This window comes from Allopontixanthobacter confluentis (assembly GCF_009827615.1).
GTDB lineage: Bacteria > Pseudomonadota > Alphaproteobacteria > Sphingomonadales > Sphingomonadaceae > Allopontixanthobacter > Allopontixanthobacter confluentis.
The window spans coordinates 744,962-758,264 of record NZ_WTYU01000002.1 but is presented as its reverse complement, the minus strand read 5'-3'; the positions used below and the strand labels follow the sequence as shown (position 1 = coordinate 758,264).

At 60.0% G+C, this 13,303-nt stretch carries 8 protein-coding genes; 5 read left to right on the top strand and 3 right to left on the bottom strand.

Annotated elements, in window-relative coordinates; translation table 11 throughout:
• Together GRI44_RS11900 and lgt are read right to left on the bottom strand one after the other, a co-directional pair.
• A complete protein-coding gene (locus tag GRI44_RS11900; RefSeq protein WP_160601976.1) occupies positions 1 to 1,062 on the bottom strand; it encodes a class I SAM-dependent methyltransferase in 1,062 nt (353 codons plus the stop codon).
• On the bottom strand, positions 1,059 to 1,919 hold the full coding sequence (gene lgt, locus GRI44_RS11895) for a prolipoprotein diacylglyceryl transferase (RefSeq protein WP_202386334.1): 861 nt from the start codon (positions 1,917 to 1,919) through the stop codon (positions 1,059 to 1,061). Before lgt ends, GRI44_RS11900 begins: the two co-directional genes overlap by 4 nt.
• A 161-nt stretch (positions 1,920 to 2,080) precedes the next feature.
• On the opposite strand from lgt, the gene GRI44_RS11890 reads away from it, so the two are divergent.
• The 3 genes from GRI44_RS11890 (at position 2,081) to GRI44_RS11880 (ending at position 9,403) form a co-directional block, all read left to right on the top strand.
• On the top strand, positions 2,081 to 3,778 hold the full coding sequence (locus GRI44_RS11890; RefSeq protein WP_160601975.1) for a class I adenylate-forming enzyme family protein: 1,698 nt from the start codon (positions 2,081 to 2,083) through the stop codon (positions 3,776 to 3,778).
• Positions 3,775 to 6,534 carry a [protein-PII] uridylyltransferase gene (locus tag GRI44_RS11885; RefSeq protein ID WP_160601974.1) on the top strand — a complete coding sequence of 920 codons (2,760 nt, stop codon included), beginning with the start codon at positions 3,775 to 3,777 and terminating at the stop codon, positions 6,532 to 6,534. Before GRI44_RS11890 ends, GRI44_RS11885 begins: the two co-directional genes overlap by 4 nt.
• Before the next feature lie 82 nt (positions 6,535 to 6,616).
• Positions 6,617 to 9,403: a TonB-dependent receptor gene (locus GRI44_RS11880; RefSeq protein WP_160602382.1), complete on the top strand. Its 2,787-nt coding sequence runs from the start codon at positions 6,617 to 6,619 to the stop codon at positions 9,401 to 9,403.
• 88 nt (positions 9,404 to 9,491) lie between these two features.
• Here GRI44_RS11880 and GRI44_RS11875 read toward each other — a convergent pair whose 3' ends face one another.
• Positions 9,492 to 10,154 (bottom strand): YggS family pyridoxal phosphate-dependent enzyme, encoded by a 663-nt coding sequence (locus GRI44_RS11875; RefSeq protein ID WP_160601973.1) that lies wholly within the window; start codon positions 10,152 to 10,154, stop codon positions 9,492 to 9,494.
• Between the two features lie 17 nt (positions 10,155 to 10,171).
• Here GRI44_RS11875 and GRI44_RS11870 point away from each other — a divergent pair, with 17 nt between their 5' ends.
• Entirely contained in the window at positions 10,172 to 10,741 is a 570-nt protein-coding gene (locus GRI44_RS11870) for a thiamine phosphate synthase (RefSeq protein WP_160601972.1), read from the top strand.
• Positions 10,742 to 10,808: 67 nt separating this feature from the next.
• Positions 10,809 to 13,142, top strand: a complete 2,334-nt coding sequence (locus GRI44_RS11865; protein WP_160601971.1) for an FtsK/SpoIIIE family DNA translocase — start codon at positions 10,809 to 10,811, stop codon at positions 13,140 to 13,142.
• The last annotated feature ends 161 nt before the right edge of the window (positions 13,143 to 13,303 follow it).

The window sequence follows — 13,303 nt, the reverse complement described above, 5'->3', positions numbered from 1 at the left end:
CTAGCTATCGGAAAATCCGGTTCCGCCGGTCCACACCGGCGCTGCCAGCCCCATCACCTTGAACAGCAGGCCCATCTGGTCATCTGCGGTCAGCCGGTGTCTGGCCTGGTCCAGCGCGGTTTTATAGTGCGGCGCCTGCCGCGCAAGCGCCTCTGTCCGCATGTCGATGCCCAGCCGTTTCAGCCATTCGCCCTGCGTCACCGTGCCCAGCCAGCGCGCACCGCTGGCCTGCGCCACCTGTGCCAGCGTGGCAAAATCCACATGGGCCGTCAGGTCTGCTTCGCCGGGGCTGGAGAACGGGTCCACTTTCCGGTGGTTGCGCACGGCCTGAAGGGTTGACCCGCCGCGCATATCGGCATGGCCATAATCGATAAACAGGCCCGCCCCGCCCTGCCGTTTCAGCCGCGCGGCAATGTCCGCCATCACTGCCGATGCGCCGGGGCAGGTTTCGATAATTGCGCCCTGCACTGCCTGGCGCCAGCCATCGGGCACGGCGGCATCCATCGGCTGGCTGCCTGCGGCAAAGACGAAGGCGTCCCCTTCCAGCGCCACCATCCGTTCGCGCCAGCCTTCGGCAGCGCGGACCAGTTGCCGGACGGGCAGGGCATCGAAGAATTCGTTGCCCACCACCAGCAGCGGGCCATTGGCAGGGACAGTCGAAAAATCATCATGATGGATGACACCGGGCACAGCAGCGCGCTGGATTTCGCGTAAGGCAGGCGATCCTTCGATAAAATGCGGCTGCATGTTCAGCCCATATCGCTTCGCACTGCGCAGCGCATCTTTCGCCAATGTGCCGCGCCCCGGCCCCAGTTCCACGTAATAAACCGGATCGCGCCGCCCGGCGCGCATCCACATATCCGCCAACCACAGGCCAATCAGTTCGCCAAACATCTGGCTGATTTCAGGTGCGGTGATGAAATCGCCGCGCGTGCCGATCGGGTCCTTGCCCGCGTAATAGCGCGCATTGCTTTCCCCCATGAACTGGGACAGCGAAATCGGGCCAGTGGTACGGATCAGCCGGCGGAACATGTCCGCCGTAGTCAAAGCGGCGTCATTCATGCGGCAGCAGGGGTTCCCGTCCCGCTTGCCAGTGGCGGTTTCATCAGCGCGCGCACCGTGATGACCACGCCCAGCAGGATCAGCGGGACAGTTAGCCATTGCCCCATGGACAGGCCGGTTTCACGGGCAAATTCGGCCAGTTGCGAATCCGGTTCGCGGTAGAATTCCACGATGAAACGGCCCAGCGCGATGCCGGTGGTAAATACGCCCACCAGCAGGCCGGGGCGATAGCGCGCACGGCTTTGCCAGAACATCACCATCAGAATGACAATCAGGATCGCGCCTTCCAGCGCGGCTTCGTAAAGCTGCGAGGGATGGCGCGCCAATGGCCCGGCCCCGGGGAACACCATGGCCCATGGCACATCGGCAGGGCGGCCCCACAATTCGCCATTGATGAAATTGGCCAGCCGGCCCAGCATCATGCCCACCGGCACGTTGACGGCGATATAATCGGACACGCGCAGGAAATTCAGCTGTCCGCGCCAGCAGACATAGGCAATTGCCAGCAGCACGCCCATCAGCCCGCCATGGAAGCTCATGCCGCCGGTCCACAGCTGGAACAGTTTGACACTGGTCCACAGCGATGGATCGTAAAAGGTGGCATAGCCCAGCCTGCCGCCCAGGATGATGCCCAGCGTGCAGTAGAAAAACAGGTCATCCACATGGCGCTGCGCCATCGGTGCGCCGGGCGCCTTGATCATCTTCGACAAGTGCCAATAGGCAAACAGAATGCCGCCCAGATAGGCAAGCGAGTAGAACCGCAGTGTGAAGAAGCCCAGATCAATCCCCGGCTGCAGACCCAGCTGCGTCCATTGAATTGGCGCGGATGCGGCCGCAGAAGCCAGTAGTGACAGCAAGAAGCTTACCCCTTAAGTGGATGGAACCACGCAGTTGCCCGAATTAATGTTTGGGCACACATGGCTTTTGGCATAGCGCGGGGGCAGGTGGAAGCCTGCACGACACGCGAATCCGTTATAACAAGCCGGATCGCATAAACGGGAACAGGAGATACTGCCAGATGGCAACGGAACTGGACAATACGCTTAATACCATCATGGACACGTTGGTTCAGCCGGGGCAGCCGTTTGAAACGGTGCCATTGGCCCGTTTCGGCACCGAAATTCCCGTATTCAAAAACGCGCCTCCCAGCCTGGCGCATTATTTTGCCCATTATTGCAACGAACATGCCGACCAGACTTTTCTGGTGGACGGCGACCTGCGCCTGACATTTGCGGAAACCTATGCCGCCGCCCGCGCCGTGGCAGCGGGCCTGGTATCGCGCCATGATGTGAAACCGGGTGATCGCATCGGCATTGCCGCGCGCAATTCGGCCAACTGGATCATCGCCTATATGGGCACGCTGATGGCAGGCGGCTGCGTCACCCTGCTGAACGGTTTCTGGACTGGCGAGGAACTGGCCTATGGCATCAATCTGGCCGAATGCACCATCGTGCTGGCAGATGAGCAGCGCGCCCGGCGGCTGGCAGATACAGACCATTGTGCGCGCATTGTCATGTTCGGCCATGACGGTTCACCTGAAGGCGGGTTGGCCGCCATCTGGCCAGATGCAGCGCAGGCCGGCACTCCCTTGCCGGAACTTGGCCCTGATGATCTGGCCACCATTCTGTTTACGTCCGGATCAACCGGCCACCCAAAGGGCGCATGGTCCGACCACCGCGGGGTGGTTTCTGGCACCATGAATTACGTCGCGCAAAGCGCGATGGCCGCCATCATGCTGGCGCAGAAGGGCGAAGCGCCCAGCACCCAGCCGTCCGCGCTGATCGCGGTGCCGCTGTTCCATGTTACCGGCGAAGTGCCACTGTTTTTGCAAAGTTTCGCCATTGCCCGCAGACTGGTGCTGATGCCCAAATGGGATGCGGTGGAAGCCATGCGCCTGATGGAAAAGGAAGCTGTCAGCTATTTCGTCGGTGTGCCGCTGATGAGCTATGAAATGGCCAGCCACGCTGACCGCGACAAATACGACCTGACGGCCTGCAAGAGCTTTGCCGCAGGCGGCGCGCCGCGCCCGGTGGACCATGTTTCCAAAATCAGGGATTCCTTCCCCGATGGCTTCCCGCTGCTGGGTTACGGCCTGACTGAAACCAACGGCGTTGGCTGCGGCAATTACAATGAAAACTATCTGGCAAAGCCGGGCAGCACGGGCCGCGCCAGCCGTCCGCTGGTGGATCTGGCCATTCTGGATGATGACGGAAACCCCGTGCCCAAGGGCCAGGTCAACGAAGTGTGCATTCGTAGCGCAGCCAATTTCCGCGGATATTGGCGCAATGACGAAGCAACAGACGCAGCCTTTACCGCCAATGGCTATTTCCGCACGGGCGATCTTGGCTATCTGGACGAGGATGAATATCTTTTCATCGTTGACCGCAAGAAAGACATCATCATTCGCGGCGGGGAGAATATTTCCTGCATCGAGGTGGAACAGGCAATCTATGCCCATCCCGATGTGACGGAATGTTCCGTTTTCGGTCTGCCGGATGAACGCTTTGGCGAGATTGTCGGCGCGACCTATCTGGTCCGCGATGGCAAGACGTTAAGCCCGTCTGACCTGTCCGAATTCCTGGATGGCAAGCTGGCACCGTATAAACAGCCGGCCCATCTGTGGCAGACAACCGACACGCTGCCGCGTCTTGGTACGCAGAAAATCGACAAGAAATCCCTGCGCGCCAAATATACAGCGCAGATGGAGGCCAGTTGAACAAGATACGCATCCCCAACCAGCGCGCGATCATCGACCGGCGTGTGATCGTCGCCAAAATCGATGCGCTGGCCGCTGGCGATGCGGCCAGCGCCCGGCCGGAAATCGTGGCCGTGCTGCGCGCCGCGCTGGATGCCGGCCGCAGTGAATTGGCCCGCAGGCTGGCCCAGAAGCCGTCTGCGGGGCATGAATGTTCCGCCGGGCAGGCATTTCTGGTGGATCAGCTTGTCCGGCTGATCCACGATCATGTGGTGGGCCGCATTTATCCGGTAGGCACACGGTCCACTGGCGAACGGCTGACGATCATGGCGGTGGGCGGCTATGGCCGCGCGGAAATGGCGCCCCATTCGGATGTCGACATCGCCTTTTTCACCCCCACCCGCAGCGCGCCATGGTGCGAACAGGTGATCGAGGCGATCCTGTATTTCCTGTGGGATCTGGGCCTCAAGGTTGGCCATTCCAGCCGCACGCCCGATGATATGGTCCGCCTCGCGCGGGAGGATATCACCATCAGGACAGCGCTGCTGGAAGGCCGGTTCGTATGGGGTGACGAGGATCTTTACCAGAACAGCAGGCAACGGTTCTTTGCGGAAGTGGTGGCCGGAACAGAACGGCAGTTTGTGGCGGAAAAGCTGGCCGAACGTAATGCGCGCCACAAACGCATGGGCGACAGCCGCTATGTGGTTGAACCCAACGTCAAGGATGGCAAGGGCGGCCTGCGCGATCTGCACACATTGTACTGGATCGGAAAATATATTCACAAGGTCCGCAGCGCTGCCGATCTGGTGGATGTGGGATTGCTGACGCCGGCGGAATACCGCTCATTCCGCCGGGCCGAAAGTTTCATGCTGGCGGTGCGCTGCCATCTGCATATGATTACCGATCGTGCGGAAGACCGGCTGACATTCGATCTACAACGCCAGGTGGCAGAACGGATGAATTTCGCCGACCGCACGGGCAAAAGCGCGGTAGAACGCTTCATGCAGTTCTATTTTCTGCAGGCAAAACGCGTCGGCAGCCTGACGGGCGTTTTCCTGGCGCATATCGACCAGCAATTTGCCCAGACCCGGCGGCGGCGCGGTTTTCTGGCGGCATTTACCGCTCGTCCCCGCGAACTCAAGGGATACCGCGTGTTCGGCGGACGGATCGAGGCGCCATCGGATGACTGGTTCCGCAAAGACCCGGTTCGCTTGATCGAGATTTTCCAGTTGGCCCAGCAGGAATCGCTGGAAGTGCATCCCGCCACCATGCGGCAGGCAGACCGCGATTCCGGTCTGATCGATAACAAGGTCCGCAATGACCCTGCGGCCAATGCGCTGTTTCTGGACATTCTGGCGGGCCGCAACGATCCTGAAACGGTGCTACGCTGGATGAATGAAGCGGGCGTCTTCGGCAAATTCGTGCCCGATTTCGGCCGCGTCAACGCGCAGATGCAGTTCGACATGTATCACCACTACACCGTGGATGAACATACGATCCGCGCCATCGGGCTGCTCAACCGCATTGAAAAGGGTGATCTGGCAGAAGACCATCCGCGCGCCACCAAGCTAATTCACAAGGTCGAATCGCGCCGCGTGGCCTATGTTGCCGCCTTGCTGCACGATATTGCCAAGGGGCGCGGCGGTGATCATTCGGTGCTGGGCGCCGAAGTGGCCAAGAAGCTTTGCCCCCGTTTCGGTCTGGATGAAACCGAGACTGAACTGGTCGCCTGGCTGGTGCGCCAGCATCTGCTGATGAGTGCGACAGCTTTCAAACGTGACCTGACCGACCCTGCCACGATCGAGAATTTCGTCGGCGAAGTGCAGAGCCTGGAACGGCTGCGCCATCTGATGATCCTGACCGCAATCGACATCAGGGCCGTTGGCCCCGGGGTCTGGAACAGCTGGAAACGGCAGCTGCTGGGCGAATTGTCGGACAGCGCGCAGGAACGGCTGCGGCTGGGCCATATGCGCCACGGGCGCAAGGAACGCGTGGCGTTCAAGAAACAGACCGTGACCGGCCTGTTGGGCGAAAATGCCCATCTGATCGAGGATCTCGACCAGATTTTCGGCGATGCTTACTGGATTGCCGAACCGGAAAAGATCATCGCGCTCAATCTGGTGCAATATTCCGTGGCCCAGTCAATCCGCGAACAGCTGTCCATTCATTGCGAATATGACGAAGGACGCGGCGCAACGCTGGTCAGCGTCATCGCGGCTGACCATCCCGGCCTGTTCTACCGCATTGCAGGAGGCATCCATCTGGCTGGGGCGAACATAATCGACGCCCGCATTCACACCACCCGTAATGGCTGGGCAGTGGACAATTTTCTGGTGCAGGACCCGGTGGGCCAGCCATTCAACGAAACCACGCAGATCGACCGGATCAAGAAATCCATTGCCGATGCCCTGGCCGGCAAAGTGGAACTTGTGCCCCAGCTTGCCAAACGGCCCCTGCCGCGCACCAGGGCAGGCGCATTCGATGTTCGGCCGCGGGTCATTTTCGATAATAAGGCGTCCAACAGATTTACCGTGATCGAAATCCATGCCCGCGACCGGCCTGCCTTGCTGAACCGGCTGGCACGCACCTTGTTTGAGAACCAGCTTGTGGTATATTCGGCACATATCACGGCCTATGGCGAGCGGGCAGCAGATACGTTCTATGTGACAGACCTGCTTGGTAATAAGATAGACGCATCGGACCGCAAGCAGGCGATCGAGCAGAGCCTGCTCGACGCAGCAAGCGACCGACGCCAGGCGGAGTTGGAAGACGCTTGATCGAAATGGGTCTTGATTAAAAACCGATGCCAAGTATGGGCATCCGTACAGAATAAAAACACTTTTTTGGGATAGCTAGATGATGAAACTCGCTTTGCGTGCAACCACTTCACTTGCCTGCTTCACAATTGCCTCCATGGCGGCCATGCCCGCTTTCGCGCAGGAACAGACTGCCGCTGAACAGGCCGCAGAAGATGCCGCGGAACAGCAGGCATATGACGATGCCAATATCATCGTCGTGACAGCGCAGGGCCGCGAGCAGCAGCTGGCCGATGTTCCCGTCGCCATTTCCGCTGTCTCAGGTGACATGCTGCAGAAATCTGGCGCAAACGATATTCGCGAACTGAACCAGGTGGCGCCATCGCTGCTGGTTTCTTCCACTGGCAATGAAGCAAACGGTTCGGCCCGTATTCGCGGCATCGGCACGGTTGGCGACAATGCCGGCCTAGAAAGCTCGGTCGCAGTGTTTGTTGACGGCGTGTATCGTTCGCGTTCGGGCAATGCGCTGAGCGAGCTTGGTCCGATTGACCGCATCGAAATCCTCCGCGGCCCGCAGGGCACGCTGGGCGGCCGCAACTCTTCAGCTGGCCTCATTTCCATCTATACCGCCAAGCCGAAGTTTGAATTCGGCGGCTACGGCGCGTTTTCCTACGGCAATTACGATTCGATGAAAGTCGAAGGCGGCGTGAACCTGCCGCTGGGCACAACCGTGGCAGCCCGGGTGGACGGCGTTTATTTCAAGCGTGACGGTTTCTATCGCGACGTGGTGAACGGCGTTGATGTCAATGACCGCGACCGGTATCTGCTGCGCGGGCAGCTTTTGTGGGAACCAACCGATGCGCTGACCGCGCGTCTGGTGCTGGATTATTCCAAGAAGGATGAAAGCTGCTGTGCAGCCACATTCGTCCAGCCTGACTTTGCACCGCTGGCGCGCGTCAGCCCCGGTCTCGACAGCTTCAGAATGCCAAATGCCGGCAGCCCTGCGCTGACCAGCACCGCCAACCCGATCATCCCTGTGCTGCTGGGGCTGGGCCAGAACCCCGCTGCGCTTACCCAAAGCACGTTTGACCGCGACATCTACGTCACGCAGGGCCGTTCCTATGCAGGCGAAACCGAAGATTACGGCGCTTCGCTGGAACTGAATTATGATCTGGGCGGCCCCGAGCTGACCTCGATTACCGGCTACCGCGAATATTCCAACTTCCAGGGTTCCGACACCGATTATACCCAGGTAGATATTCTGTATCGTGCTCCGAATGAAAATGGCGGCGCACGTGCGTTCAAGACCTTCACTCAGGAACTGCGTCTGCAGGGTTCGGCCTTCAATGACCGGGTCGACTGGCTGGTTGGCGGTTTCTACGCCAATGAAAAGCTCGCCGTGCGCGACAATCTGCGCTTTGGCAGCCAGTATGGCGCATTTGCCCCATGCCGGATCGTCAATGCAATCAACCCGGCACTTGCTTCGCCCGGCAGCACTGGCTGTCTGAGCGCAGGCGGACGGGCAGTGTTGAGCGGAGCCAATGGCGGCGCGGGTGCATTTGGCGCAGCAACTCCGGCAATCTTTGCCGGGCTGGACCGGCTTGCAGGTCTGAACGATCTTGGTTCAACCACCGATTTCTATAACCAGAAGAGCGAAAGCTTCGCTGCCTTCACGCATAATATCATCCACCTGACCGATCGCCTCGATCTGACTCTGGGCCTGCGTTACACGCATGAAACCAAGGACTTTGATTCGCTGCTGGGCAATGACAACACGGTGTGCCCGGCACAGCGTGCCGCACTGACCCCGCTGCTTGGCATTCCTGGTCTTGGCGGCCTGACCGGCGGGCTTATCTCCCTTGCCTGTCAGGGCAATTCGACCAGTGAACTCAACGGTGCCACGTTCTCCGATTCGCGCAGTGAAAACGAATTTACCGGAACCGGTATCCTCAGCTTCAAGGCAACCGACGATCTGCTGCTCTATGCCAGCTACTCACGCGGCTATAAGGCAGGCGGTTTCAACCTTGACCGTTCGGCGCTTACCGGCACGTTCTTCTCGCCCACCGATACGCTGGGTGCGAGCAACATTTCGGTGGTGGTTGGCCCCAATGCACTGGCCAACACTGCCAATCTGCAATTCGACCAGGAAACGGTTGATGCCTTTGAAGTTGGCGCAAAATATTCGATCCGCGATTTCACTTTCGGCGTTTCGGCATTCCGTCAGCAGTTCAGCAATTTCCAGCTGAACACCTTCAACGGTTCGGTCTTCCTGGTGCAGAACGTCAATGCCTGCACCAGCGATCTTAACGGTGCGGATCGTGATGCCTTCGGCCTGACCGGCGCGTGTGATGCGGATGATGTCACCTATGGCGTGGTTGCGCAGGGTGTCGAACTTGAAGCCACGATGAAGCCAAGCCGTTACCTGAACTTCACTGCTGGCCTGACCCTTGCGGACACCAGCTATGAGGATAACCTCATCGGTAACGAAAATGGATCGCCGCTTGATCCTGCCCTGCGCCTGCTGCCCGGTGACAATCTGTCGAACGCGCCGGAAATCACGGCCACGGCATCAGCCAGCTGGACACCGCCCATCGGTAATGGCGGCCTGTCAGGTCTGGTCTATGTCAACGCCCGCAGCGTGGGTGATTACAACACCGGTTCTGACCTGCTCTTTGGCAAGGAACAGGATGGTTTCGCGCTCGTGAATGCCCGTATCGGCATCCGCGGTCCGGACGAAAAATGGGCCATCGAAGGCTGGGCATCCAACCTGTTCGACGTGGATTACACGCAGGTTGCCTTCAACACGCCGTTTGTTGCCTCGCAGCAGACCTATTCGGCATTCCTTGCTGAACCACGGACCTACGGCGTGACTGTTCGCGGCAAGTTCTAAGCCTTGCTGCCCTGAAAACGGCACAATAAAAGGGGCCGCTTCTGCAAGGAAGCGGCCCCTTTCTTATGGCCGGCTGTGCAGGCCGGGATTAGTCGCGTGTACCAAACAATGCAGTGCCCACCCGCACATGGGTTGCGCCAATCTGCACGGCAATTTCATAATCGCTGCTCATGCCCATGCTGCGCCCTTCCAGGCCATGATCGCTGGCCAATTTGTCCAGCAGGGCAAAAAACGGGGTCGGCTCGATCCCTGCTGGCGGCACGCACATCAGGCCGATAATGGGAATTTCAGCAGCGCGGGCCATTGCAATAAGGTCTGGCAAATCGGCTATGGCGCAGCCGCCTTTCTGGTCTTCCTCACCAATATCGACCTGAATGAAGCACGGCACGCGCTTGTCCGCGCGGGCCATCGCCTTGCCCAGCGCAGTGACCAGGCTGGGCCGGTCGAGTGAATGGATGCAGTCAAAAACTGCCACGGCATCATCGGCCTTGTTGGATTGCAACTGCCCCACCAGATGGACCTGCGCGGCAGGGTGGCGTTCGCGCAGTTCGGGCCATTTGGCCTGCGCTTCCTGCACCCGGTTTTCACCGAAGATGCGCTGGCCCGCCAGCAGCAACGGCTCGATTTCCTCTGCCGAATGTGTCTTGCTGACGGCGATCAGGGTGATGTCCTCGGCCTTCCGGCCCGCGATCCGGGCTGCGCGCGCGATATTTTCGCGCACCTGCCCTAGCTTGGTTGCTGCATTTTCCATCGGGTTTGCGCTATAGCGTGGCTGTGACGACTTGCCATACCTCGCAATGCACCGGCATCCCCGATTTGTGGTTGCTGAGTGATGCCCGCAACGATGCGGTGCTGGATCATGCCCTGTGCGCTTTGCCCAACGGTTCCGGCCTTGTGTTCCGCCATTATCACCTTGCACCTGCCGCCCGGCGGGCAAGGTTCGACACGCTGGCCGCCACCGCACGGCGCGGCGGGCATCTGGTGATCATGGCAGATGATGGCCAGCTGGCAGAAATCTGGGGTGCAGACGGCATCTATGGTCCGGCGCAGCGCCTGCCCGCCGCCACTGGCCTGATGCGGCTGGCCGCGGTGCATGATGAAGATGAAATCCGCAGCGCCAACGATATTGACGCTGACGCTGTATTCCTGTCGCCAGTATTTCCCACCCGCTCCCATCCCGCAGCATCAGGCCTGGGGCCGGAACGCTTCCGGCAGCTGGCATCGCTGGCCCAGATGCCGGTCATCGCTCTTGGCGGCATGACCCATGGGCGGGCCCGGTCGCTTGGCTGGCCGCGCTGGGCCGCGATTGATGGCCTCGTCGCCGAACTGGATTCTTGACGCAGGAGTCCTCTCCTGTGCATTACGCACCTATTACACCTTCGCACCTGCAGACAGGGGAGTAGCAATGGCCACCCGCGCAATCGGGAAATCGTCCGGCACTGACTGGCGCGCCACATTCCGGCGTTCGCTGCGCCGTGCCTTGCAAATGACCGGCGCGGCGCTGCTGCTGGCCCTGCTGGTGTTCCTGACGCTGGCACTGGCCAGCTATACCCAGACAGACCCCAGCCCTTCCACCGCGGCATCGGATGTGGATATCGCCAATTGGATGGGGGCCTCCGGCGCCTGGGCGGCGGAACGGGTGCTATTCTGGTTTGGCGTATCCTGCCTGTTCCTATTGCCGCTCATTTACATCACCGCGCGCAAATTATGGCGCGATGTGGAAGAAGAAGACCGCGATACCGAAACGCGCTGGTGGTTGCCGCTGGGTATGCTGCTGCTCGCCATGGCGCTGGTGTCCACTGTCCTCTCGCTCGCATTCGAAGGGCCGGGCGGCGCTTTTCCCGCATCGCTGGGCGGTATTATCGGCCTTTTGGGGGCCGGCGGCATAGAAGCCGTGGCCGGCCGCCTGCCCGGGAACATTCAGGGATGGACCATTCTGGCGCTCGCGCTGGTTTGCCTGGCTGCCGGGGCGACCTTGCTGACCCGCGTTTTTGCGCTCGACTGGGCGCAATTGCTGACCTTGCCCGCGTTCCTCAAACGAACCCCGCGTCTGTCTGAAACAGACCTGCCCTTCATTCCCCAGCGGGCGAAAAAGGACCGCGAGCCCAAGATTGCAGCGCAGCCGCAGGTGCCCGAACCAGCCCGACGCGCACCGGAAATTTCCGACCCGACCGCGCCGCCCAAAAAAGCCGCCATGCCCAAGACCAAGCAGGCTGACATGTTTGCCGATTACCAGCTGCCAGGTCTGGAACTGCTGGAAGAACCGCCGGTCCATACTGCGCCCAAACTCGACAAGATGGCGCTGGAACGCAATGCGCGACTGCTGGAAACGGTGCTGGATGATTTCAATGTAAAGGGCGAGATTACCGCCGTTCGCACTGGCCCTGTGGTTACCATGTATGAACTGGAACCGGCACCGGGTATCAAGGCCAGCCGCGTGGTCGGGCTGGCCGAAGACATTGCCCGCAACATGTCCGCCATAAGCGCCCGTGTTTCGCCCATTCCGGGCAAGACCGTAATGGGTATCGAACTGCCCAATGCCGACCGGCAGATGGTCGCGCTCAAGGAACTGGTCGCGTGCGAGGCGTTTGCCGAATCCACCGGCAATTTGCCGATCATTCTGGGCAAGGATATTGCGGGCGACCCGGTGGTTGCCGACCTTGCCGCCATGCCCCATCTGCTGGTGGCGGGCACCACTGGCTCGGGTAAATCGGTCGGCCTCAACTGCATTCTGCTGTCGCTGCTATACCGGTTCACGCCTGCTGAATGCCGCCTGATCCTGATCGATCCCAAAGTTCTGGAGCTGAAGAGCTACGACGATATTCCGCATCTCCTGTCGCCGGTGGTGACAGAGCCGCACAAATCCGTGCGCGCCCTGAAATGGGCGGTGGAGGAAATGGAACGCCGCTACCGGATGATGAGCAGCATCAATTCGCGCAACATCAACAGTTTCAACGAACGGGTAAAGGCCGCCATTGCCAAGGGCAAACCGCTTGGCCGCCGCGTGCAGACCGGCTTCGACCCGGAAACCGGCGAGGAAATGTTCGAGGAAGAACAGCTCGATTATGCGCCGCTGCCGCAGATTGTGCTGATTGTGGACGAACTGGCCGATCTCATGGTGACTGTAGGCAAGGAAATCGAAGTGCTCATCCAGCGCCTGTCGCAAAAATCACGCGCGGCCGGCATCCATCTGATCATGGCCACCCAGCGCCCGTCGGTCGATGTCATCACCGGCGTGATCAAGGCCAACCTGCCCACCCGCATCAGTTTCAAGGTAACCAGCCGGATCGACAGCCGCACCATTCTGGGCGAACAGGGCAGCGAACAGCTGCTGGGCAAGGGCGATATGCTGTACAAGCCCAATACCGGCGCAACCGTGCGTGTTCACGGGCCATTCGTGTCGGACGAGGAAGTGGAAGCCGTGGCGGATCACTGGCGCGCGCAGGGCAAGCCCGACTATGTCGATGCAGTCACCGAAGAACCGGAAGATGGCAGCTATGCATTCGACGATGAACTGACCGCCAGCGATGATCCTGACGAGCGGAAATACCGGCAGGCCTGCCAGATCATTTTCGAAAACCAGAAAGCATCGGGAAGCTGGCTGCAACGCCAGATGGGCGTGGGGTATAATACCGCTGCAAAGTGGATTGAACGGATGGAAAGCGAAGGGCTGGTCGGGCCGGCGAACCATGTCGGGCGGCGCGAAATCTACCGCGATCAGGATGGAAATGTGCTCTGATTTGTCTCGCCGCAGGCCGATCTGACCATTTTATCGCCCAAATTCCGGCATATTTTCCAAGTGTTATCAGACCCGTTACAAGTGTGACGGATACTGCCGTATTAACCATCTGCCGGATCGCAAGCCAATCTTTACCAAAGCAGACTAGGACAGCCTGACGA